At 72.8% G+C, this 23,269-nt stretch carries 19 protein-coding genes and 2 pseudogenes; 12 read left to right on the forward strand and 9 right to left on the reverse strand.

Annotated features, from left to right (window positions below; all coding sequences use genetic code 11):
* Window positions 1-62: 62 nt before the first annotated feature.
* Window positions 63-1,793 carry a BCCT family transporter gene (locus IO20_RS0114840; protein WP_397792866.1) on the reverse strand — a complete coding sequence of 577 codons (1,731 nt, stop codon included), beginning with the start codon at window positions 1,791-1,793 and terminating at the stop codon, window positions 63-65.
* A 323-nt stretch (window positions 1,794-2,116) separates the two neighbouring features.
* On the opposite strand from IO20_RS0114840, the gene IO20_RS0114845 reads away from it, so the two are divergent.
* Window positions 2,117-2,845 carry a GntR family transcriptional regulator gene (locus IO20_RS0114845; RefSeq protein WP_030545379.1) on the forward strand — a complete coding sequence of 243 codons (729 nt, stop codon included), beginning with the start codon at window positions 2,117-2,119 and terminating at the stop codon, window positions 2,843-2,845.
* A 171-nt stretch (window positions 2,846-3,016) separates the two neighbouring features.
* A complete protein-coding gene (locus IO20_RS0114850) occupies window positions 3,017-4,393 on the forward strand; it encodes an amidohydrolase family protein (protein WP_030545381.1) in 1,377 nt (458 codons plus the stop codon).
* Window positions 4,394-4,477: 84 nt separating this feature from the next.
* On the opposite strand, the gene IO20_RS0114855 is transcribed toward IO20_RS0114850, so the two are convergent.
* The gene (locus IO20_RS0114855) at window positions 4,478-4,852 is read right to left on the reverse strand and encodes a VOC family protein (protein ID WP_030545382.1); all 375 of its coding nucleotides are present in this window, start codon (window positions 4,850-4,852) and stop codon (window positions 4,478-4,480) included.
* A gap of 426 nt (window positions 4,853-5,278) precedes the next feature.
* On the opposite strand from IO20_RS0114855, the gene IO20_RS0114860 reads away from it, so the two are divergent.
* Window positions 5,279-6,859 (forward strand): pectate lyase family protein, encoded by a 1,581-nt coding sequence (locus tag IO20_RS0114860; protein WP_030545384.1) that lies wholly within the window; start codon window positions 5,279-5,281, stop codon window positions 6,857-6,859.
* An 80-nt stretch (window positions 6,860-6,939) separates the two neighbouring features.
* Here IO20_RS0114860 and IO20_RS0114865 read toward each other — a convergent pair whose 3' ends face one another.
* Complete coding sequence (locus IO20_RS0114865; protein ID WP_030545386.1) at window positions 6,940-7,617, reverse strand: hypothetical protein; 678 nt, start codon at window positions 7,615-7,617, stop codon at window positions 6,940-6,942.
* 234 nt (window positions 7,618-7,851) lie between these two features.
* Between IO20_RS0114865 and IO20_RS0114870 the strand changes: the two genes are divergently transcribed.
* From IO20_RS0114870 to IO20_RS0114895, 6 genes and pseudogenes are all read left to right on the forward strand, one after another.
* The gene (locus IO20_RS0114870) at window positions 7,852-8,544 is read left to right on the forward strand and encodes a beta-glucanase (RefSeq protein WP_030545388.1); all 693 of its coding nucleotides are present in this window, start codon (window positions 7,852-7,854) and stop codon (window positions 8,542-8,544) included.
* Window positions 8,545-8,691: 147 nt separating this feature from the next.
* A complete protein-coding gene (locus IO20_RS0114875; RefSeq protein ID WP_030545390.1) occupies window positions 8,692-9,423 on the forward strand; it encodes a hypothetical protein in 732 nt (243 codons plus the stop codon).
* 188 nt (window positions 9,424-9,611) lie between these two features.
* Window positions 9,612-10,652 (forward strand): annotated as a pseudogene (gene argC, locus IO20_RS36585) (N-acetyl-gamma-glutamyl-phosphate reductase).
* Window positions 10,649-11,800 carry a bifunctional glutamate N-acetyltransferase/amino-acid acetyltransferase ArgJ gene (argJ, locus tag IO20_RS0114885; RefSeq protein ID WP_030545392.1) on the forward strand — a complete coding sequence of 384 codons (1,152 nt, stop codon included), beginning with the start codon at window positions 10,649-10,651 and terminating at the stop codon, window positions 11,798-11,800. The pseudogene argC and the gene argJ overlap by 4 nt, the downstream one beginning before the upstream one ends.
* Window positions 11,801-11,817: 17 nt before the next feature.
* Window positions 11,818-12,807 carry an acetylglutamate kinase gene (argB, locus tag IO20_RS0114890; RefSeq protein ID WP_245684954.1) on the forward strand — a complete coding sequence of 330 codons (990 nt, stop codon included), beginning with the start codon at window positions 11,818-11,820 and terminating at the stop codon, window positions 12,805-12,807.
* Window positions 12,804-14,003, forward strand: a complete 1,200-nt coding sequence (locus IO20_RS0114895; protein ID WP_030545396.1) for an acetylornithine transaminase — start codon at window positions 12,804-12,806, stop codon at window positions 14,001-14,003. Before argB ends, IO20_RS0114895 begins: the two co-directional genes overlap by 4 nt.
* A gap of 127 nt (window positions 14,004-14,130) precedes the next feature.
* On the opposite strand, the gene IO20_RS0114900 is transcribed toward IO20_RS0114895, so the two are convergent.
* Together IO20_RS0114900 and IO20_RS0114905 are read right to left on the reverse strand one after the other, a co-directional pair.
* Window positions 14,131-14,361, reverse strand: a complete 231-nt coding sequence (locus IO20_RS0114900; RefSeq protein WP_030545397.1) for a hypothetical protein — start codon at window positions 14,359-14,361, stop codon at window positions 14,131-14,133.
* A complete protein-coding gene (locus IO20_RS0114905; RefSeq protein ID WP_030545399.1) occupies window positions 14,358-15,932 on the reverse strand; it encodes an amidohydrolase in 1,575 nt (524 codons plus the stop codon). The genes IO20_RS0114900 and IO20_RS0114905 overlap by 4 nt, the downstream gene beginning before the upstream one ends.
* Between IO20_RS0114905 and IO20_RS42345 the strand changes: the two are divergent.
* Window positions 15,879-16,046: pseudogene (locus tag IO20_RS42345) on the forward strand (hypothetical protein); the annotation flags it as partial. The gene IO20_RS0114905 and the pseudogene IO20_RS42345 sit on opposite strands and share 54 nt — an antisense overlap.
* Here the strand turns inward: IO20_RS42345 and IO20_RS0114910 are convergent.
* Genes IO20_RS0114910 through IO20_RS0114920 form a run of 3 tightly spaced genes read right to left on the reverse strand, consistent with a single transcriptional unit; the run spans window position 15,998 to window position 19,109 of the window.
* Window positions 15,998-16,891: an ABC transporter ATP-binding protein gene (locus IO20_RS0114910; RefSeq protein ID WP_030545401.1), complete on the reverse strand. Its 894-nt coding sequence runs from the start codon at window positions 16,889-16,891 to the stop codon at window positions 15,998-16,000. The pseudogene IO20_RS42345 and the gene IO20_RS0114910 sit on opposite strands and share 49 nt — an antisense overlap.
* Window positions 16,888-18,018 carry a FecCD family ABC transporter permease gene (locus IO20_RS0114915; protein ID WP_030545404.1) on the reverse strand — a complete coding sequence of 377 codons (1,131 nt, stop codon included), beginning with the start codon at window positions 18,016-18,018 and terminating at the stop codon, window positions 16,888-16,890. Before IO20_RS0114915 ends, IO20_RS0114910 begins: the two co-directional genes overlap by 4 nt.
* A complete protein-coding gene (locus IO20_RS0114920) occupies window positions 18,015-19,109 on the reverse strand; it encodes a FecCD family ABC transporter permease (protein WP_030545406.1) in 1,095 nt (364 codons plus the stop codon). Before IO20_RS0114920 ends, IO20_RS0114915 begins: the two co-directional genes overlap by 4 nt.
* A 229-nt stretch (window positions 19,110-19,338) precedes the next feature.
* On the opposite strand from IO20_RS0114920, the gene IO20_RS0114925 reads away from it, so the two are divergent.
* Window positions 19,339-21,036, forward strand: coding sequence for an ABC transporter ATP-binding protein (locus IO20_RS0114925; protein ID WP_030545408.1), 1,698 nt, complete (start codon window positions 19,339-19,341; stop codon window positions 21,034-21,036).
* Between the two features lie 89 nt (window positions 21,037-21,125).
* The gene (locus IO20_RS0114930) at window positions 21,126-22,973 is read left to right on the forward strand and encodes an ABC transporter ATP-binding protein (RefSeq protein ID WP_107062865.1); all 1,848 of its coding nucleotides are present in this window, start codon (window positions 21,126-21,128) and stop codon (window positions 22,971-22,973) included.
* Window positions 22,974-23,044: 71 nt separating this feature from the next.
* Here the strand turns inward: IO20_RS0114930 and IO20_RS0114935 are convergent, their stop codons facing one another.
* On the reverse strand, window positions 23,045-23,254 hold the full coding sequence (locus IO20_RS0114935; RefSeq protein WP_030208860.1) for an MbtH family protein: 210 nt from the start codon (window positions 23,252-23,254) through the stop codon (window positions 23,045-23,047).
* Window positions 23,255-23,269 lie beyond the last annotated feature (15 nt).

A 23,269-nucleotide genomic window follows, 5' to 3' on the forward strand; every position in this document is an offset into this window, starting at 1 on the left:
GACCTCTGCGCTCAGCGTCCCTCCGCGCTCGACCTCCCTCCACGCTCGACCTCCCTCTGCGCTCAGCCTCCCGAGTCCGGGGAGCCGGGGCCGATCCTCAGTTCGAAATCGCCGTCGTACTTCTCGTGGCCCGCGATCACGGCCAGTTCGACGACCTCCACGCCCACCTCGCCCCGGACGATGAGCGGGTCCTTCCGCAGGTCCCGCATCAGCGCCACGCACATCCCGATCATCACCAGGACGAACGGCGCCGCGACCAGGATCGTGAGGTTCTGCAGGCCCGCGAGGGCGTCGCCCTGGCCGTCGCCGATGAGGAGCATGATGGCGGCGACCGCTCCGGTCAGCACGCCCCAGAACACGACGACGGGCCGGGTGGGTTCGAAGGCGCCGCGCTGGGACAGCGTGCCCATGACGATCGAGGCCGCGTCCGCGCCCGACACGAAGAAGATCCCCACGAGGATCATCACCAGGAGGCTCATGGCGCCGGAGATCGGGAACTCCTGGAGCACGGCGAAGAGCTGCCCCTCGGGGGTCGTCTCCCCCACCAGGTCGCCCTGTTCGCTCAGTTTCATCGCCGTACCGCCGAAGATCGCGAACCACACCAGGCTGACGGTGCTGGGCACCAGGATGACTCCGCCGACGAACTGGCGGATGGTCCGGCCCCGGCTGATCCTCGCGATGAACATCCCGACGAAGGGCGTCCACGAGATCCACCAGGCCCAGTAGAAGACGGTCCAGCCGCCGAGCCACTCATGGATGTTCGCGCCGCTGGTCGCCTCGGTACGGCCGGCCAGCTGGGGCAGGTCGCCGATGTACGCGGCGATCGAGGTGGGCAGCAGGTCGAGGACGATGATGGTGGGGCCCGCCACGAACACGAAGAGGGCCAGCACCCCCGCGAGCACCATGTTGATGTTCGAGAGCCACTGGATGCCCTTCGCCACACCGGACACGGCGGAGACGACGAAGGCCACGGTCAGGACCGCGATGATCGCGACGAGCAGCCCGGTGCCGGTCTTCTCCAGCCAGCCCAGCTCCTCGACGCCGCTCCCGATCTGGAGCGCCCCGAGGCCCAGCGAGGCGGCGGAGCCGAACAGCGTGGCGAAGATGGCCAGGATGTCGATGACGCGGCCGGGCCCGCCGTAGGCCCGCCGCTCGCCCATCAGCGGGACGAAGACGGCGCTGATGGTCTGGCGGCGCCGTCGGCGGAACGTGGAGTACGCGATGGCGAGCCCCACGACGGCGTAGATGGCCCACGGATGGAGCGTCCAGTGGAACAGCGTGGTGGCCATGGCGGTCTGCATCCGCTCCGCCGAGTCGACGGGGTGGGTGCCGGGCGGCGGGGCGCCGTAATGCGCGAGGGGTTCGCTCACGCCGTAGAACATCAGGCCGATGCCCATGCCGGCGCTGAACATCATGGCGATCCACGACACCGTCCGGAACTCCGGGCCCTCGTTCTCCTGGCCGAGGGTGATCCGGCCGTAGCGGCTGATGGCCAGCCAGAGGGCGAAGACGACGAAGCCGGACGCGGCCAGCATGAACGCCCAGCCGCCGTCCCGGATCAGCCCTTCGAGGAGCCTGCTCGACGTGCTCTCCAGGCTCTCCGTGGCCGTGGCGCCCCAGACGACGAAGGCCACCGTGAGGACGGCGGTGACCCCGAACACGATCCGGTCCGTACGGGCACGACGGTGCTGGTCGGGGCGGCCGGGCAGGTCAGCCGTCACCACCCGCCCCACTCTGCCGCCCCCCTGCTCGCCGCCCGCCTCGGGGACGTCCGGTTTCTGATCTTCCTGCAACAGATGGCACCTTTCACGGTGGTACGACCGTCTGAAACCATGTGAAATCGGCTTTTCATCGCACATGTGACGATGTCCTGGTAAGGCAGTACCACAGACAGGGCCGGACTTCGGGGACCAACAGACCTTCACGGCCGGACCGATGCCCTCCGGCGGGTCGACGTATCCTCGGCCCCGGGGCACCCCGAACGCGGGGCGGACGAGGACGAAAGAGGTCGGAACAGGTGGTGGACGGACGCGGGACCGGGACCGGCTCGACGGCCGGGGGCGGGGACGGAGGCGGAGGTGCTCGGGCGCGGGGCACGAGGAAGTCCGCCGCGGCGATGTCGGACCCGGACGCGACCCCCCGTCCCGACGCGGCCGGCGCACCGGCCGCCGACGCGACACCGGGCGGTCCGGACGGCGAGTCCCTCCCCGTGCCACTCGGTACGCGCGCGCGGGAGGCCGTGCTCCAGCGGATCGTCGACCGGCGGTACCCGCAGGGCGCCCGGCTCGTCGAACGGGAGGTCGCCGAGGAGCTCGGCATGTCCCGCGTACCGGTACGGGAGGCGCTCCGCGCGCTGGTCACCGAGGGGCTCCTCGAACTGCTCCCGCACAGCGGTGTGCGGGTACGCCGCCTCGAACGCACCGACGTGGAGCATCTCTACGAGGTGTGGGAACCGCTGGCGGTCCAGGCCTCCCGGCTCGCGGCGCGCGCGTGCGCGGCGGGCGACACCCGGGGCATCGGCGCCCTCGAGGCCACGCTCCACCAGGCCGAGTCGGCCGCGGCGGCGGACGAGGGGACCCGCGAGGTGGCCGCGCACACGGCGTTCCACGAGTGCGTCGTGGCCATGTCGGGCAACCCGCTGCTCGCCCGCACCCTGGAACAGCTGAGCTGGCAGCTGCGGCTCGTGTTCGGCCTGCGTGAGGAGCCCGCGCACATGCGGGCGCAGCACTCCGAGATGTACCGGCACATCGCCGCCGGGGACGCGGAGGCCGCCGCGGCGAGCACCCTGCTGCACGTACGGGACAGCAGGGCCGTCGCGCTGCGCTCGCTCTTCGGCGCCACCTGACGCCCTTCGTATACCAAGACGATCGGCACCCCTCTCCCCGCCTCCCCTTTCAGCACGTGGACGGTACTTCTGGAATCCTTTGATCCACATCCTTGTCCGCCGCATCGAGCTTGGTATACAAAACAGGGACGTCGTCGTTGGCACACTCCCGTCCCCTCGAATGGAGACTCCATGCAGCCGTCCCCGTCCTCCCCCGGCGCGCTCTCCCGCCGCACGATGCTGGCCGGTGCCGCCGCGCTCGCCGGCACGACGGCGACGGCGGCCGCCACGGCCGTACCGGCCCAGGCCGCGACCTCCGCGTCCGGACCCGCGTCCCCCGCCGGAACCGCGTCCGCCGCCGGGTCCGGGTCCGCCGCGCGGCGTCGCGCGCGGACCGTGGTCTTCCGCGACGTGCGTCCGTTCGGCGCGGCGAAGGCCACGGACCTCGTCGTCGTCGACGGTCTGATCTCGGACGGCCCGGCGCCCCGGGGCGCCGAGATCGTCGACGGTGACGGCCGGATCGCGCTGCCGTCGCTCGTGGACGCCCACATCCACCCGGACAAGACGACCTGGGGCGGCTCCTGGGTGTCGCGCCGGCCCGCGAGCGGCATCGCCGACTACGTCGCCCAGGACGTCGAGCTGTTCCGCAGCCAGCGCCGGCCCGTCGGCGAGCGCGCGTACGGGCTGATGTCCCACGCCGTCTCCCGGGGCACCCGGGCGATGCGCGCCCACGCCGACGTGGCGCCCGCCTACGGACTGGCCGGGGTGGAGGGCGTGGCCGAGGCCCGTGAGCGGCTGCGCCACGCGCTCGACGTGCAGATCGTCGCCTTCCCCCAGCACGGCGTCATCCGCACCCCGGGCACGGCGGAGCTGCTCGACGAGGCGGCGCGCGAAGGTCTCGTCGACATGATCGGCGGTATCGACCCGATCGGTTTCGACGAGGCGCTCGACGAGCAGCTGGACATCGTCTTCGGCATCGCGGACCGCCACGGCGTCGGCGTGGACATCCATCTGCACGACCGGGGCGAGAAGGGCATGCGGGCCATGCGCGGCATCGTCGACCGTACGCGTGCGCTCTCCCTCGCCGGGAAGGTCACGGTCAGCCACGTCTTCTGCCTGCCGGGCCTGACGGACCGTGAACTCGGCGCGGTCGCGGCGGACCTGGGGGATCTGGACATCACCCTGACCACGGTCGCACCGTCCGACTCCCTGGTCCTGCCGATCGCCCGGCTGCGCGAGCACGGGGTGCGGGTCGGGCTCGGTTCGGACGGCGTGCGCGACTCCTGGAGCCCGTTCGGCAACGCCGACATGATGCACCGCGCGCACATCCTCGGGTGGGTGCGGGACGTGCGCCTGGACGAGGAACTGACGGACTGTTACGACGTCGCCGCGCACGGCGGTTCGGACGTGATGGGCCTGGCGCGCGCCGACTTCGCGGCCGGAGCCCCGGCCGACTTCGTCCTCGTCCGGGGCGAATGCCTGCCGCAGGTGGTGGTGGACATGCCTCGTCGGGACCTGGTGGTGCACGGGGGCCTGGTGGTGGCCCGGGACGGCGAGTTCCTCGGCTGACCGGTCGTGACCCGATCCTGACCGTCCATGGACGTTCGCCGACGGCCGGCCGGACACCCTCTCGGGTGCCCGGCCGGCTGTCTTCTAGAGGTACGGCTGCGTGATCAGCTCGAACGCGTGGCCGGCGGGGTCCTTGAAGTAGACCCCGCGACCACCGTGGTCGGTGTTGGTCTCGCCGGGGCGCCGCATCTGCGGGTCGGCCCAGTGCTCGACGCCCTGGTCGCGAAGCCGCCCGTAGGCGCGGTCGAACAGCTCCTCGTCGACAAGGAACGCGTAGTGCTGCATCTGGATCTCGACCGGGGGTTCGGCGAACTGGATCAGGACGCCGTCGGCGAGCTGGACGTTGACGAAGGGGCCCCAGGAGGGCGCCTCGGGGAGTTCCAGCAACTCCCGGAAGAACGTCGCCGATTCGTGGCGGTCCTTGGCGGCGATGATGGTGTGGTTGAACGTGACTGCCATGTGGATGACCTCGCTCTGTTGATTCGACACGGAAGTGGACTCGCAGTGCTCGAGCACTGGGGAGGTCCGCGCGCCGAACCGCGGGGGTGCCGCCGGGGCACCCGCTGAGCGGTCAGTCGTCCACCGGATGGCCCGTCTGTGTGTGGCGTCGAGTCGCCGGTCCGGTGTTCACGTCGAAGGACAGTACGTGATCAAGGCCCGGGCGGCAAGAGGGTGGGAGCGCTCCCTTCCGCCTCCTGCGCCACCTCCGGGAGTCCCTGCGCGAAGTATTGCCACGCCCCTGGGGTCACCCTATTGTCCCGGGCAGAAAGCGCTTTCCATCCGTCTGTGGGCGGCCTTACCGAGGGCTGCCCACGGGCGGTTTCTTCTGGACTGAACGTCAATCCCCACCCCCCCCATCGTTCGAAGACAAGAAGGACGGCGAGCATGAAGCGACCAGTCGCATTTCGACTCCACGCGGCAGCGGCAGCCATGGCTTTGGCGGCCGGGACCGGCGTGGTCCTGTCGATGCCCCAGGCATCGGCGGCGACCGGCGGCGCCACCGGTTACGCGACACAGAACGGCGGGACCACCGGCGGCGCGGGCGGCCAGACCGTACGGGCCACCACCGGAACCCAGATCCACGCGGCCCTGTGCGGACGCGCCACCAGCAGCACTCCCCTCATCATCCAGGTCGAGGGGACCGTCAACCACGCCAACACCGCCAAGGTGTCGGGCACCAGCTGCAACACCGCCGACGGCGTGATCGAGCTGAAGCAGATCAGCAACGTCACTCTCGTCGGAGTCGGCGCCGGCGCCGTCTTCGACCAACTCGGCATCCACATACGCGAGTCCAGCAACATCATCATCCAGAACGTCACCGTCAAGAACGTCAAGAAGTCGGGCTCGCCCATCTCCAACGGCGGCGACGCCATCGGCATGGAGAGCAGCGTCCGCAACGTCTGGGTCGACCACGTCACCCTGGAGGCGTCGGGCGGCGAGTCGGAGGGTTACGACGGCCTCTTCGACATGAAGGACGACACCAAGTACGTGACGCTGTCCTACAGCATCCTGCGCAACTCCGGCCGCGGCGGCCTGGTCGGCTCCAGCGAGACCGAGCTCTCGAACGGCTTCATCACGTACCACCACAACCTGTACGACAACATCGACTCGCGCGCACCCCTGCTGCGCGGCGGCACCGCCCACATGTACAACAACCACTACCGGCGGATCAACGAGTCCGGCATCAACTCCCGTGCGGGGGCGCACGCCAAGGTCGACAACAACTACTTCGAGGACTCCAAGGACGTCCTCGGCACCTTCTACACGACCGCGGCCGGCTACTGGCAGGTCAGTGGCAACGTCTTCGACAACGTGGCCTGGTCCGCGCGCACCTCCGACCACAACCCGGCGGGGCCGAACCCGCAGTCCAACGCCACGATCTCCATCCCGTACGCCTTCGCCCTCGACTCCGCCGGCTGCGTGCCGGACGTCGTCGCCCGGACGGCGGGCGCGGCCAAGGGGCTTCTGGTGTCGGACGGCAGCTGCACGCCGCAGACGCCCAGCCCCACCCCGACGCAGACGACCCCGACGCCGAGTCCGACGCAGACCACCCCCACCCCGGGTCCCACCACGCCCACTCCCGGACCGACGCAGCCGGGCGGGACCAACCTCAGCATCGGGGCGGGTTCCGACGGTTCGAGCAAGGCCGACGGTACGAGCTACGGCAACGTCCGGGACGGGAACCTGAGCACCTACTGGTCGCCGGCCGGCACGACCGGATCGGTGTCGATCAAGTGGGCCTCCGCCACCACCGTCTCCTCCCTCGCGATCCGTGAGGCGGCGGGGGCGACGGGCGCCATCGGGTCCTGGAAGGTCCTCAACGGCGACACCGGTGCAGTGCTGACGTCGGGCAGCGGTGCCGGCGTCATCACCATCCCCCGCACCACCCTCCAGAAGCTCACGTTCCAGATCGTCAGCTCGTCCGGCACCCCCCGGGTCGCCGAGTTCGAGACCTACGCCGGATAGCTCCGCAGCCTCGGTCCGGTTCCGGCTCCCCTCGGGGCCGGAGCCGGACCATCGCCGTTCCCCGCGCGCGTACCGCCGGTTCAGCTCACGAACTCGCGGTCGCCGTAGCGCACCTGGGCCTCCTCCCAGTCGGCGCCCAGTGCCGCCGTGAACCTCCGCGCCAGCGGCAGATCGGCGATCGGCGCGACGAGGACGAGCCTGCCGTCGAGGGTCACCGAACCGCCGCCGAGCTTCTCGCGGGCCTCGGGGTCGGCGACGAGCGCCTCACGGAGGCCGCTCGCCTCCACTCCGGGCACCTCGATCTCGACCGCGTCGGTCTCCGGGGACGTGCGCGGCAGACAGCGGAAGGTGAGCACGGCCTCCTGGTGGTACTCCTTGGCGATCACGCCCGCGATGTGGTGGAGCCCGTCGCGGCCCACCCTGTCGACGTCGAACTCACGCGACCGCTCGTACGTGGCCTGCCGCAGGTCGGCGGACCAGAAGACGCCGTCGAGGAGCGTCGAGGCGGCCGGCCGGGCACCGTGGGCGCGGATGATCGCGCGTACCTCGTGGTCGAACCGGGTCAGGCGGGTCTCGAGACGGGGGTCGTCCGGGTCGGTGATGACCGAGGTGTTGTCCGTCGCGAAGATCTCCGCCGCCGGGCAGCCGGGACCGGGCGGGCTCGCGTGGGTGCTCTGGACGCCGGTGATCACGAGCAGGAGGGCGGTGACGCCGGCGGCGAGGAGTCGGCGCGGTCGGGGAGTGGTGTCGATGTTCACGGCACGATCAACGAGCCCGGCCGGTGATCGTCGCGTCGCGGACCGGGAGACGCGTACCCGTGCTCATGCCGCGCCCCGCCCTCGGTGCCGGCCGTGCGGCGCACATGACGACTTGTCGCCAATAGGCGATCTGCCGCGTATGGGCGGCGGAGGGTGGGCAGCATCGTTCGCGGGCCGACCCGTCGTCCCCCGAGAAAGGAGCGCGCCGTGCTGTCCGACTTCTTCGAACGGCTGCTGAGACGCGGTGGAGCGGACCGGAGTGCGCCCCCGCGGCGTCCGGGGACGCTCGTCCTCGACGCCGACTTCTCCTCCGCCGAGCAGTGGACCGCGGGCCGGTCCTGGGCGTATCCCGACGGCGGCCCGACCAACCCCGGCGACAACAAGCTCGACCACCTCACGGCCGACCCGTCGTACAGCAGGACCGGCGTGTTCCGGGCGACCCGCCGGCCGGACGGCAACTGGGACGCGGGGCTGCTCACGACGGAGGGCAGCCCCGAGGGCTTCCTCGTCCGGGCGGGCGACGTCCTGGAAGCGCGGGTGCGGTTGCCGGTGGAGGCGGGCGCCTGGCCGGCGATCTGGACCTGGCTCGACGGCGGACAGGAGATCGACGTCTTCGAGTACCACCCCGACAACCCCGACCTCCTCGAACTGTCGAACCGCGTCCGGGGACGCCACCTGTACTTCCGGGACCCGGCGGTCCAGCCCGGGGCGTGGGTCGACCTCCGGGTCGAGTTCGGTGCGCGCAGTGTGGTGTGGTGGGTCAACGGCGCACGGGTCTTCGACGACCGGCGCGGGGTGGGACGTTCCTGGCGGGCCCATCTCATCGTCAACCTGTCGGTGTGCGCGGGCCGCTACCACCCGGCGCCCGATCCCGACACGTCGGAGATGTCGTACGAGGTGGCGGAGTTGCGGGTGTACCGGGCCTGACCCCTCCCGCGGTGCGGCCAGGCCGGCGCTCGGCCCGGATCGGGAACACGAGGGGGAGGCGGCCTCTCGGGGAACGGGCGTTGCGTAGGCTCCGACGGAGCGTTCCGCACGCCCGCACCGCGAGTCCGTACGACGAGGAGGACCCCCATGAACACCGCCGACGAGGGACGGCAGCGGCTCGACGCGGCCAGTGTGCTCAACGCGAAGAGCACGCTGCTGCAGCTGCTCGCCCGCGCGGGGGTCTACACCGGTGACGCCGAGGAGCTGATCGGACTCGTCGAGGCCGGAGCCCTCGCCCTGGCGCACGAGGAGATCGGCGACAGCCCGCGAGACGCTCCTCAGGAGAAGGGGCCGCTCTACGCGTCCGGCTGGTCCGACGGCGCCCGGGACGCCGTGGACGCCTTGGGCGCCCTCGCGGAGCAGGCCCTGGTCCGTGCCGTCACCGCCGGCCCTTCGGCCTCCGCCCCCGACGAGCGCTCCCCCGTCCGGAGGGCGGAGATGGAGCGGGCCAAGGTGGCGGTCACCCCGCTCCACCTGTCGTTCTCCGAGGTCTCCGAGCTCGATCCGGAGGTCACCGACCAGGTGCTCGGCGCCGTCCTGCGCACGATGAGCCCCCGGGAGCGGGCCGGGTACCCGGGCCGTCTCGCGGAGTTCGCCGCGGCCCACCACGCGCGGCTGGAGCGGTTGTTCGCGGCGTACGGCCCCGGTGCCCCGATCGCCGTCCACGGGCGCTACTCCCTGGTCCACTCCCCCACCAGCGTCGCCGTTCTGGAACGCCTCGCGGCGGCGCCTTCGGCCCTGCACGAGGAGTGGGACGCCGCCGAGCTTCCGCCCGCCTGGCTGGACGGACTGACGGCGGCCTGGGGCTCGAAGGCCTGAGCCGCGCGCTCAACTCGACTCTCCTGAAGAGCAGTTGCGGTCGCTCGCCCTGGGGGCGCGCGACGCTTCGGCGATTCCGCCCTCTTGATACTTAGGTTAGGCTAAGTTAAGTTCCACTGCGGCCGACCTGGGGTGTGCCGACCCGGGTGTGCGCCCACGTCCCCACTCATCAGGAGAGACGGAAGAACATGACCTTACGGGTCGCGGTGGCCGGAGCCAGTGGCTATGCCGGCGGGGAGATCCTGCGCCTGCTGACCAACCATCCCGGCGTCGACGTGGGCGTGCTCGCCGCGCACAGCAGCGCCGGAAGCACCCTCGGACGGTCCCATCCCCAGCTGGCCTCCCTGGCCGACCGCGTCCTGACGGAGACGTCGGCCGAGGCGCTCGGCGGGCACGACGTGGTGTTCCTCGCCCTGCCTCACGGGCAGTCGGCGGCGCTGGCCCGGCAGCTGGGCGGCGACGTGCTGGTCGTGGACTGCGGGGCGGACTTCCGCTTACGGGACCCGGCCGAGTGGCGACGCTTCTACGGCGGCGACCACGCCGGCACCTGGCCCTACGGACTCCCCGAACTGCCGTGAGCCCGCGACGAGTTGAAGGGCACCTCCCGGATCGCCGTACCCGGCTGCTACCCGACCGCGGTCACCTTGGCGCTCTGGCCCGCGCACGCCGCCCGGCTGGTGGAGCCCGAGGTCGTGGTCGTCGCGGCCAGCGGGTCATCGGGGGCGGGGCGGGCCGCGAAACCGCACCTGCTCGGCTCCGAGCTGATGGGCTCCATGAGCCCGTACGGGGTCGGTGGCGGCCACCGGCACACCCCCGAGCTGACCCAGAACCTCTCCCTCGTGGCCGGCGAGCCCGTGACCGTCTCCTTCACGCCCACCCTCGCCCCCATGGCCCGCGGCATCCTCGCCACCTGCTCCGCCCGGCTCCGCCCGCACGTGGCCGCCGACGGCGGGGTGGACGAGGTCCGCGAGGTGTTCGAGGCCGCCTACGCCGACGAACCGTTCGTCCGGCTGCTACCGGCAGGTCAGTGGCCGTCCACGGCCTCGGTGCTCGGATCCAACACGGTGCAGGTGCAGGTGGCCGTCGATCCGGCCGCCCGCCGTCTCCTCTGCGTGAGCGCGATCGACAACCTGACGAAAGGCACCGCCGGTGGCGCGGTGCAGAGCATGAACGTCGCCCTCGGCCTGCCCGAAGGGCTCGGCCTGCCCATGAATGGAGTGGCTCCGTGACCGTGACCGCCGCCCGGGGATTCCTCGCCAGCGGGGTGTCCGCCGGCATCAAGACGTCCGGCGATCCCGACCTCGCCCTGGTGGTGAACAGGGGACCCGCACCGGCCGCCGCGGGCGTCTTCACCTCCAACCGGATCCAGGCCGCGCCCGTCCGCTGGTCACGGCAGGCCCTCGCGCGCGGAACCGTCTCCGCGGTCGTGCTGAACTCCGGCGGCGCCAACGCGTGCACGGGCGCGGCCGGAGCCGACGACGCACGGACGATGGCCGGACGGACCGCGCTGGCCGTCGGGATCGCCCCGGAGGACGTGGCCGTCTGCTCGACCGGGCTCATCGGTGTCCCGCTGCCGATGGACCGCGTCACGGCGGGCATCGCGCTCGCGGCGGCGCGGCTGACGTCCGACGGGGGACTGGACGCGGCCGTGGCCATCAGGACGACCGACTCCGTGCACAAGACGGCGGTCGCGTCCCGGTCCGGCTGGACCGTCGGCGGCATGGCGAAGGGCGCCGGCATGCTCGCGCCCGGCCTCGCCACCATGCTCGTGGTCCTCACCACCGACGCCGTGGCCGACGCCCCGCTGCTCGACACCGCGCTGCGCACGGCCGTCCGCACCACGTTCGACCGGGTCGACTCCGACGGCTGCATGTCCACGAACGACACCGTTCTCCTGCTCGCCTCGGGCGCGTCCGGTGTCACCCCTTCGGCCGCGGACCTCACCGAGGCCGTGCACGCCGTCTGCCTCGACCTGGCCCGGCAGCTGATCGCGGACGCCGAGGGCGCGTCGAAGGAGATCGAGATCGCGGTCGTCGGCGCCGCCTCCGAGGAGGACGCCGTGACCGTGGGCCGCTCGGTGGCCAGGAACAACCTCCTCAAGTGCGCCCTGCACGGCGAGGACCCGAACTGGGGCCGGGTGCTCTCGGCCATCGGCACGACCGACGCGGTCTTCGACCCCGACCACCTGGACGTCGCCGTCAACGGGGTCTGGGTCTGCCGGGACGGCGCGGCCGGGGAGCCGAGGGAGAAGGTCGACCTGACGGGCCGCCGCGTCACGATCACGGTCGACCTGCGCGCCGGAGAGGCGTCGGCCGAGATCTGGACCAACGACCTCACGGCCGCGTACGTGCACGAGAACAGCGCCTACAGCTCATGAGCGGAGGAGGAACGGGGATGAGGACGACCGTCACCGACGGCGTGGAGGGCGCGTCCGCCGTGGACCCCGGGGACGTGACCGCCAGGGACGTCCCCTGGTCGGAGGAGCTGCAGGGCCGGACCGTCGTCCTCAAGTGCGGCGGCAGCACCCTGATCGACCCCGCGCTCCGGCGGTCGTTCGCGCAGGACGTCGTCGAACTGTGGCACGCCGGGCTGCACCCGGTCGTCGTGCACGGCGGCGGCCCCCAGATCAGCGAGATGCTCGACCGCCTCGCCCTGGAGGTCAGGTTCGAGGCGGGGATGCGGGTGACCACGCCGGAGGCCATGGACGTGGTCCGCATGGTGCTCACCGGTCGCGTGCAGCGGGAGCTGGTGGGGGCCATCAACGCCCACGGGCCCTTCGCCGTCGGCATGTCGGGCGAGGACGCCCACACCCTGACCGCCGAGCGGCGCCCGGCCTGGGTGGACGGCCGGGCCGTCGACATCGGTCTCGTCGGCGACATCGTGGCTGTGGCCCCCGACACCGTACGGGACCTCCTGGCCGGGGGCCGTATCCCGGTCGTCTCGCCCGTCGCACGCGGCGCGGACGGGCAGATCTACAACGTCAACGCCGATCTCGCGGCGTCGGCGCTGGCCGTCGCCCTCGGCGCCGACCGGCTCGTGATGCTCACGGACGTCCCGGGCCTCTGCGCGGACTGGCCGCGCCGCACCGAGGTGATCCCCCGTCTGACGGCCGGCGAGCTGGACGCGCTGCTCCCCGGGCTCACGGGCGGGATGCTGCCGAAGATGGAGGGCTGTCTGCGTGCGGTCCGGTCCGGGGTCGGGCGCGTCCACGTCCTCGACGGGCGGACGCCGCACGCCGTCCTGCGGGGCGTCCTCACCGAGGAGAGCCCCGGCACCACGGTCCTGCCCGACGGCGCGAAGGACGGCGCGACCGACGGCCCGGCGGACGACGCGACTGACGACGCGGCGGACGACGCGACGAACGACCGGGAGATCCGCGTATGACCGCCCCACTGCCCGCTCCACCGCTCACGGACCGCTGGCGGGCGGTCATGATGGACACGTACGGCACTCCCCCGCTGGCCCTGGTCCGCGGTGAGGGCTGCACGGTCCGGGACGAGACCGGTCGCGCGTACACGGACTTCACCGGCGGCATCGCGGTCAACACTCTCGGACACGCCCATCCGGCCGTGGTCGCCGCCGTCACCGACCAGATCGCACGGCTCGGACACGTCTCGAACCTGTTCGTCGCCGAACCGCCGGTCGCGCTGGCCGAACGGCTCCTCGGGCTCTTCGGCAGGCCGGGGCGGGTGTTCTTCTCCAACTCCGGGGCGGAGGCGGTGGAGGGGGCCTTCAAGGCGGCCCGCCGCACCGGAAGGACCCACGTCGTCGCGATGGAGGGTGCCTTCCACGGCCGCACCATGGGAGCCCTGGCGCTCACGGGGCAGCCCGCGAAACGCGAGCCGTTCCTGCCGCTGCCCGGGGCGGTGACCCACGTGCCGTTCGGGGACGTCGAGGCCCTGCGCGCGGCCGTGTCGCGGGACACCGCGGCGGTGTTCGTCGAACCCGTACAGGGGGAGGCGGGCGTGATCCCCGCTCCCGACGGCTACCTGCGGGCCGCCCGCGCGATCACCCGCGCGACGGGAAGCCTCCTCGTCCTCGACGAGGTGCAGACCGGGATCGGCCGCACCGGGCACTGGTTCGCGCACCAGGCGGAGGCGGGCGTGGACCCGGACCTGGTGACCCTGGCCAAGGGCCTGGGAGGCGGCCTCCCGATCGGTGCCACGGTGGCGTTCGGCGCGGCGGCGGAGCTGCTCGGCCCCGGGCAGCACGGGTCCACCTTCGGCGGCAACCCGGTGGCCTGCGCGGCCGGTTCGGCCGTCCTCGACACCATCGCGTCGGAGGGACTCCTCGGGCACGCCGCCCGCATGGGTGAGCTCCTGCGGGACGGTGTGGCGGCGCTGAAGCACCCCCTGGTGGACGAGGTACGGGGTGCCGGGCTGCTGCTCGGCGTCGTGCTGACCGAGCCCGTCGCCGCCCGGGTCCAGGGGGCGGCGCAGGAGGCCGGGTTCCTCGTCAACGCCGCCGGCCCCGGAACCGTACGGCTGGCTCCGGCGCTCACGGTCTCGGCGCGTCAGGTCGGGGAACTGGTCGAGGCGCTCCCGGCGATCCTGGACGCGAGCCTCGACGGCGACGCGTAAGGACCGGGAGCTGCGGAGCGCGGGTGGCGGGCAGGCCCCGCCGCCCGCCACGCAGGCCCCGCCACCCGCCACGCAGGCCCCGCCACCCGCCACGCAAGCCTCGCCGCCCGCCACGCAGGGCGCGCCGCTATCCGCACGCCCGTCCCGGGTAGTCGGCGCTCTCCGGTACGCCGGCCTCGCGCATCCGGCGCAGGACCTCGTCCAGGGACGCGTCGTCGACGTCCACGGGCACGTTGGACTCCGTGTCGAAGACCATGGTGTCCGCGTCCGGGTGCCAGATCACCCACCGGGGCGGCGACGCCGGGGCGGCCCACAGGGCCGCGAACGGTGCGAGGTCCTTCTCTTCTCCCGTACTCACGGGGTTCCCTTCTCGGTGCGGCCGTCGACGTACGTCGCCACGACCTCGATGTCCCCGATCCGTGCGGTGTCGACCCGCCGGGGATCATCCCCGAGGACCACGAGGTCGGCACGCTTGCCCGGGGTGAGACTGCCCGCGCTGTCGTCCCAGTGGCAGGCGTACGCACCCGCGACGGTGTAGGCGTAGAGGGCCTCGTCGACCGTGACGCCCTCGTCCGGTCCGATCAGCCGGCCGGACGTGGAGGCGCGTTCGACCATGAACTGGATCGCGCGCAGCGGCGAGCCGTCCGTCACCGGCCGGTCCGAGCTGCCGACCAGCGTGACGCCGTGGTCGAGGAATCCCCGGCCCCGGTACATCCACGGCGCCCGCCGCTCCCCCATGACGTCGGCGTAGTCGTCGCCGAAGTAGCGGAGGAAGTTGGGCTGGACCACGGCGCTGACGCCGAGCCGGGCGAAGCGCGGGAGCTGGTCCGGGCGGATCAGGCCGGCGTGCTCCATCCGGTGCCGGGCGTCGGGGCGGGGCCGGCGCTCCTGGGCCCGCTCCAGGGCGTCCAGGGCGAGGTCGGCGGCCCGGTCCCCGATGGCGTGGACGGCGAGCTGCCAGCCGGCGAGGTGGCCGTCGACGACGAGGTCCGCGATCCGCTCGGGGTCGTCCTGGAACTGTCCGGTGTGCGACATGCCCTCGTACGGGTCGGTGAGCGCCGCCGTACGCGCCATCATGCCGCCGTCGGTGTAGATCTTCAGGGCGCCGAGGGAGAGCCAGTCGTCGCCGAAGCCGGTGCGCAGGCCGAGGTCGAGGGCGCGCGGGATGCCGTCGTCGCGGTGGGCGGCGCGCGGCCGGAGGGTGTCGCCCGCGGCCATGAGCTGGACGCGCAGGGGCAGCCGGCCCCGGTCCCTGAGGAGTTGGTACGCACCGAGTTCCACGGGGCTGTGGCCGAGGAGGCCGCCGCCGATGCCCGCCTCGGCGCAGGCGGTGATGCCTTCGGTGAGGCAGGCGCGGCCGGCGCGCTCGATGGCGTCGGCGAGTTCGTCCTGGGAGTACGGCAGCCGGAGTCGCCGTACGGCGGTCATGGCGCTCTCGGCGAGGAAGCCTTTCTCGTGGGGGACCTCGGCCGGGAGCAGGTCGAGGACGGCGCTGTTGACGACGCAGGCGTGCCCGGAGTCGTGCATGAGGAAGATCTTGCGGCCCTGGCCGACCCGGTCGAGTTCGGCGGCGGTGAGATGGCGACCCAGGGCCCGCTGGTCGTAGCCCGCGATGTCCACCCAGGCGCCGGGCGCGGGATGCCGGGAGACGGCGTCCGCGACGACGGCGAGGACGTCCTCGACGCGCTCGCAGGGCGCGATGCTCGGGGTGTTCGCCTTGAGTCCCGCCCAGGCGAGGTGGACGTGGCTGTCGATGAAGCCGGGGAGCACGGTGGCTCCCTGGAGGTCGACGACCTCGCGGGCGGGCAGTGAGGTGACGGCCTCGTCCAGGCCCACGACGCGTCCCCGCCAGATGCCGAGGTCGTGGGCGACCGGGTGGTCCGGGTCCATGGTGAGAAAGCGCGCGTTCGTCAGCCTCGTACAGAGCATGGGCAGTCCGTTCCCGGGTCGCTTGAGCTGTCGTCGGTCGCTGTCGCTCGTCGCTGCCGCCGTGGTCAGGAGGTCTTGGCCATCACGGTGCTCGGAGTGTCCGTATCGGTGTCCGTATCGGTGTCCGCGTCCACCGGGTATCGCTTGGGTGCCGCGGGCACCATCAGCGGCGTTCCCGTCTCCGGGTCGTCGATGATCCGGCAGGGCAGCCCGAAGACGTCCTCGACCAGTTCGGCGGTCATGACGGTCGAGGGGTCGCCCTCGGCCGCGATCACTCCCCCGGGCCGCATCACGATGAGGTGGGTGGCGTAGCGGCAGGCCTGGTTGAGGTCGTGGAGGACCGCCACGATCGTGTGGCCCTTGCGGGCGTGGAGTTCGGCGCACAGGTCGAGGACCTCGACCTGGTGCGCGATGTCCAGGAACGTGGTCGGTTCGTCGAGGAGCAGGATCGAGGTCTGCTGGGCGAGGACCATGGCGAGCCAGACGCGCTGGCGCTGGCCGCCGGACAGGTCGTCGACCGGGCGGTCGGCGAGTTCGAGCACACCGGTCTGGCGCATCGCCTCGACCACTGCGGCCTCGTCGTCGGCGGACCACTGCTTCAGGAGGCCCTGGTGGGGGTAGCGGCCACGGGCCACCAGATCGCCCACCGTGATGCCGCCGGGGGCGGTCGAGGACTGCGGGAGCAGTCCGAGCCGGCGGGCGACCTCGCGGGAGCGGTACGAGGCGATGGCCGCGCCATCGAGGTAGACCTGGCCGGCGCGCGGCTTGAGCATCCGGGCGAGGGCGGTGAGCAGCGTGGACTTGCCGCAGGCGTTCGGCCCGATGATCACGGTGAAGGAATGGTCGGGGATGTCGACGCCGAGGCCGGTCGCCACGGTCCGCTGGTCGTAGGAGAGGGTGAGGTTCTCGGCGCGCAGGCGGGTGGCGGGGCGGGGGGCCGAACGGTTCGTTGCTGTCATGCGCGGCTCTTTCGCGACTCGGTGACCAGTAGCCAGATGAGGTAGAGGCCGCCGACGCAGCCGGTGGCCGTGCCCACCGGGAGCAGTGCGGGGGCGAAGAGGCGTTGTACGGCGAGGTCGCTCAGGGCGAGCATGACGGCGCCCATGAGGGCGGACGGCAGCAGCGCGGGCCCGGACGATCCGGTGATCCTGCGGGCGACCTGGGGCGCGGCCAGGGCGATGAACCAGATGGGGCCGGTCACGGCGGTGGCGAACGCGGCCAGGGCGACGCTGATGACGAGGAGCACGGTGCAGGTGCGGGTCACGTCGACGCCGAGGGCCATGGCGGTGGTGTCGCCCATCTCGACCATGGAGAGGCGGCGGGAGAGGAGGAGCGCGAGGGGCAGGAGGACGGCGACGGCGATGCCGATGGCGTGGGCGTGCGTCCAGAGCCGGTTTCCGAGGCTGCCGATCAGCCAGGCCTGCGCCTCCAGGGCTTCCTGGAAGGTGGCCCTGGTGATCAGGTACGAGTTGACGGCGAGGAGCAGGGCACTGACGCCGATGCCGACGACGACGAGGCGGAAGCCCTGGATCCCCCGGCCGATCATGAGGAGGTGGACGGCGAGGGCCGTGGCGAGGCCGCCGATCAGCGCGCCGAGCGCGATCTGGGTCATGCTGCCGTGCAGCACGACGATGACGACGAGGGCGCCCACGGCGGAGCCGTTGGTGAAGCCGATGATGTCCGGGCTGCCCAGCGGGTTGCCCGTGATGCTCTGCAGGATGGCGCCGCTCACGGCGAGGGCCGCGCCGACGCACAGCGCGGTCACGAGCCGGGGCATGCGCAGGGTGTTGACGACGAAGTCGGCGATCCCGGTGCCGTCGCCGGTGAGGGCCTGGAGGACCTCTGTGACGGTCAGGTCGAAGTCGCCGGTGGTCAGGGTGACGCCCATGACGGCGACGAGCGCGACGAGCAGGGCCGCGGTGACGGCGACGGTACGGCGCCGTACGAGCAGCGAGACACCGCCGGATCGGGTGCGGACGACCCGGCCGGTGACGACACGGGGCAGGTCCCGGGCGGTCGCGGGCCCGGGCCGGGAGCCGGGCGACGGTTCGGGCGCGGAGGCCTTCGCCTCCCGTACGGCAGTCACAACATGACCAGCTTTCGGCGGCGGCACAGGGCGATGAAGAGGGGGGCGCCGATGAAGGCGGTCACGATGCCGACCTGCACCTCGCCGGGGGCGCCGAGCACCCGGCCGAGGACGTCCGAGCCGATGAGCAGGACGGGGGCGATCAGCATCGAGTACGCGAACACCCAGCGCTGGTCGGGGCCGACGACGAACCGGGCGATGTGCGGTACGGCCAGGCCCACGAAGCCGATGGGTCCCGCGGCGGCGGTGGCGGCCCCGCACAGGAGCATCACGGCGACGGCGCCGAGGGCGCGGGTCCGGCCGACGTTCACCCCGAGGGCCCGGCCCATCTGGTCGCCCATGGCCAGGGCGTTGAGCGACGGGGCGAGGACGAGGGCGATGACGAGGCCGACGGCGATGAAGGGGAGGGACATCAGGACGATGTCGTGGTAGCGGCCGGCGAGGGAGCCCACGGTCCAGAAGCGGAACTGGTCGAAGGCCCTCGGGTTGAGCAGCAGGATCGCCCAGTTGAAGGCGTACAGGACGGCGGTGACGGCGGCGCCCGCGACGACGAGCCGTTCGGGGGAGGCGAGTTTCCGGCCGGACGAGCCGAGGAGGAAGACGCCGACGGACGCGGCGGCGGCGCCCGCGAGGGCGAACCACACGTAGCCGAGGGGCGCCGCGATGCCCAAGAAGGCGATGGCCACGACCACGCCGGCGGAGGCGCCCAGGTTGACGCCGAGCATGCCGGGGTCGGCGAGCGGGTTGCGGGTCAGGGCCTGCATCAGGGCCCCGGCCAGGCCGAGGGCCGTGCCGACGAGCAGGCCGAGGACCGTCCGGGGGATGCGGTAGTCGTGGATGATCACCGAGGTCTCCGAACCGTCCGGGTTCCACAGGACGTTCCAGGTGGCGGTGAAGGGAATGCCCCGGGTGCCCACCCAGATGCTGAGGAGTCCGACCAGGACCAGTGCGGCGAGGGCGAGGACCAGGCCTAAGCCGCGGAACGCGGCGCCGGTGCGGCCCGTCGGAGGCGGTGCGGCCGGATCGGAGGCCCCTTCCAGCGGACGGGGCTGCTGTCCCGACACCACCCGGGATTCGACGGACAACGACAACTCCCCCTGGCGGCGGTTCAGATGTACGACGAGAGCCCCACGGCGCACGGACCGACGGATCACGACTTAGGCGAGGCTAACCGAACCGAATCGAGCGGTCAACGCGCCCGGCGGGCCCCGGACGAGCCCCCGCACGGCTTCGCGCGCGACTCGCCGCGGAGCCCGCCCCCAGGCCCTCCGGTCAGAGTAGGCTTACCTAACCATTCGCTCATCTCCGTGAAGGAGTCACATGCCAACGGGCGGACTGACGGGGGGACTTGTCCTCCGCCGAGCGATCAGAGGACAGCGCCGCCGCGTCATCGCGGCCTCCCTGCTCGGCATGACCCATCAGGGCTGCGAGGCCCTGGTGCCGGTGGTCATCGGCGCCGCCATCGACACGGCGGTGGCGACCGGTTCCTCCGAGCAGCTGCTGCGTCTGCTGCTCGTGCTCGCCGTGCTCTTCCTGGTCCTGTCGACCTGTTACCGCACCAGCGCCCGCATCACCGAGGGCACCGGCGAAATCGCCGCGCACCGGCTGCGGCTCGATCTGGCCGCGCGGGTGCTCGACCCCCGGGGCGGCGCCGACGCCGACCGGCTCCCCGGCGCGCTGACCAGCATCGCCACCAACGACGCCCGCCGCGTGGGTTCGGTGGCCACCGTCATCTCGTACGGGGTGTCGGCCGTCGCCGCGCTGGTGATCAGCGCCGTCGCACTCCTCGACATCTCCGTCCCGCTCGGCCTGCTCGTCCTGCTCGGCATCCCCCCGCTCCTGTGGCTCGGGCACCGCATCAGCCGACCGCTCGAACGGCGCAGCGAGACCGAGCAGGAGCGCGCCGCCCACGCCTCGGGCGTCGCCGCCGACCTCGTCTCGGGGCTGCGCGTCCTCAAGGGCATGGGCGCGGAGTCGGCGGCCGTGGCCCGCTACCGGACCACCAGTCAGGACTCGCTGGCCGCCGCGCTGCGGGCCGCCCGCAGCCGGGCCGGGCACGAGGGCGCGGTCCTCGCGCTCACCGGCGTCTTCATCGCCGTGATCGCCGTGGTGGGCGCGTACCTCGCCATGGACGGCAGCATCAGCGTCGGTGACCTGGTGGCCGCGGTGGGCCTCGCGCAGTTCCTCCTCGGCCCCTTCCAGCTCCTCACCTACGTCAACGCCGAACTCGCCCAGGGCCGTGCGTCGGCCCGGCGGATCGCCGAGGTGCTCGCCGCGCCCGTCACCGTCGAGGCCGGGCACGAGGTGCCCGCCGACCGGGCCGCGGGACAACTGGCCCTGCGCGGGGTGACGCTCGGCGCGCTACGGGGCGTCGACCTCGACCTCCCGGCCGGCAGCCTGACCGGGATCGTCGCCCAGGACCCGGCGGCCGCCCGTGACCTCCTCTTCTGTCTGGCCCGGGAGGCGGACCCCGCCGAGGGCGCGATCGAACTCGACGGCACACCGCTGACCTCGCTCGATCCCGACGCGCTGCGCCGGGTCGTGCTGGTCGCCCACCATGACGCGGACCTGTTCGAGAGCACGCTGCTCGACAACGTCCGGGCCGGGGCGGACGGCGGCACCACGTCGGTCGAGCGGGCGCTCAGGGCCTCGGCTGCCGATGACGTCGCCCGGCTCCTGCCGGACGGCGGCGACACCCTGCTCGCCGAACGCGGGCGGTCGCTCTCGGGCGGCCAGCGCCAGCGCGTCGCGCTCGCCCGCGCGCTCGCCGCCGACCGGCCCGTCCTGGTGCTGCACGACCCGACGACCGCCGTGGACACCGTCACCGAGTCACGGATCGCCGCCCGGCTGCGCGAGATCCGCCGCGACCGCACCACGGTCCTGGTCACCACGAGCCCCGCGCTCCTCGCGGTGACCGACCGGGTGGTGGTCCTGGAGGACGGGACCGTACGGGCCGCGGGGCACCACACCGAACTCCTCGCCGCCGACGCGGCGTACCGTGCGGCGGTGCTGGCATGACGACCGCCGACGTGACGAAGTCCGAGGGCCCGGCTCAGGCCTCCGAAGGCCGTACGCGAGAGACGGACACGAAAGGGACGGAACAGTCCATGAGCGGTACCCGCCCCGACCGTGTGCTCCTCCCGACCGCCACCGGGGCCGAGTCCCTCGCGGCGCTCCGCGCCATGCTGCACGGCCACCGGCTCCTCGCCGTGGGGGCGATCACCGTCCTGGTCGCGGGCACGGGCGTCGGACTGCTCACCGCTCCCCTCCTCGGGCACATCGTCGACCTCGTGGTGGACCGGGAGGGCGCGCCCGCCCTGACGCTGCCACTGGTCCTGCTCGTCGTGGTCGCGGTGGCGCGCGGCGCCGCCGCGACCGTCGGCAGCACCCTCGTGGCGCGGCTCGGCGAGACCGTACTCGCCGCCCTGCGCGAGCAGTTCATCGAGCGGGCGCTCCGGCTGCCGCTGGACCGCGTCGAGGCGGCCGGTTCGGGCGACCTCGTATCCCGGGTCACCAGCGACGTGTCGATGATCGGGAAGTCGGTGCGGCAGGCGCTGCCGGAGTTCAGCCGCTCCGCCCTCACGATCGTGCTCACCCTCGTCGGACTCGCCGTCCTCGACTGGCGCTTCCTGCTCGCGGCGCTGCTCGCCGCGCCCGTCCAGGTGCTGTCGGTGCGCTGGTACCTGCGCCGGGCGGCCCCCGTGTACGGCGAACACCGGGTCGCCACGGGCGCGTTGCAGCACCAGCTGCTCGACAGCGTCGGCGGGGTGCGGACCGTACGGGCGTTCCGCCTGAACGGGACGCACACCGAGCTCCTGGAGCGGCGCTCCGCGGCGGCGCGCGACCTGGGACTGCGGGGCATCCACATCGTCACCGGCTTCTTCTCCCGGCTCAACCTGGCCGAGTTCATCGGGCTCGCCGCGATGCTCGGCACCGGGTTCGTCCTGGTCGACCGGGGTGCGGTCAGCATCGGTACGGCCACGGCCGCCGCGCTGTACTTCCACAGTCTCTTCAACCCGATCAACGCGACCCTGTTCCTCCTGGACGACGCCCAGTCGGCGGGGGCCAGCTTCGCCCGCCTGGTCGGGGTCTCGAACCTGCCGGCGGAGCGGCCGGCCGCCGACCACCACGCCCTCGCGGACGGCTCGGTCGAGGTCTCCGCGCTCAGCCACGCGTACGGCTCCGGAGCCCCCGTGCTGCACGAGGTCGACCTCTGGGTGCGGAGCGGGGAACGGGTCGCCCTCGTGGGCGCGAGCGGGGCCGGAAAGACCACCCTGGCCAAGCTCGTCGCGGGCGTCCACACCCCCACCGGCGGCTCGATCAGGCTGGGTGGGGTGGACTCCGGGGAGCTCGGCCCGGCCGGGGTCCGGCGCGCGGTCGCGCTCATCAGCCAGGAGGTGCACGTCTTCGCCGGGACCCTCGCCGACGATCTGCGCCTGGCCCGGCCCGAGGCCGACGACCAGGCCCTGCGGGCGGCGCTCGACCGGGTCGGGGCGCTCGAGTGGGCGCTGGCGCTGCCCGAGGGCGTGGACACGGTCGTCGGGGAGGGCGGGCACCGGCTGACGGTCACCCAGGCGCAGCATCTCGCCCTGGCCCGGCTCGTGCTCGCGGATCCGCCCATCGCGATCCTCGACGAGGCCACCGCCGACGCGGGGAGCGCCGGCGCGCGGGTCCTGGAGGAGGCGGCCGCCCGCGCCCTGGAGGGCCGTACGGGGCTGCTCGTCGCCCACCGGCTGCCGCAGGCCGCCGCGGCCGACCGGATCGTCGTGCTCGACCAGGGCCGGGTCGTGGAGACCGGCACCCACGAGGAGCTGGTGGCCGCGGGCGGCCGGTACTCCGACCTGTGGGCGGCCTGGTCCGCCAGCCGCAGGGATCCCGGCGACAGGGTGCCGCACCAGGCCCCGGACGCGCAGGCGGACTCGGATGCGGACGCGCCGGTCGCGCCGACCGTCTAGGAAGGCTCCCGCGCATACGAAGGGGGGCGGCACGACGTCACGTCGTGCCGCCCCCCTTCCGCTGCCGTGGGTCAGTCCTGCCGGGCTATGAGGCTCGCCGGACGCAGGTCGGTCCAGTGGCTCTCCACGTAGGCCAGGCAGCCCTCACGGGTGTCCTCGCCGAACACGGTCCGCCATCCGGCGGGGACCTCGGCGAAGGACGGCCACAGCGAGTGCTGGTTCTCGTCGTTGACCAGAACCAGGAAGCGGCCCTGCGGGTCCTCGAACGGGTTCGTGCTCATGCGTTCTCACTCCTC

Origin of the sequence: Streptomyces exfoliatus (assembly GCF_000725545.1) — a bacterium.
Classification (GTDB): Bacteria; Actinomycetota; Actinomycetes; order Streptomycetales; family Streptomycetaceae; genus Streptomyces; species Streptomyces exfoliatus.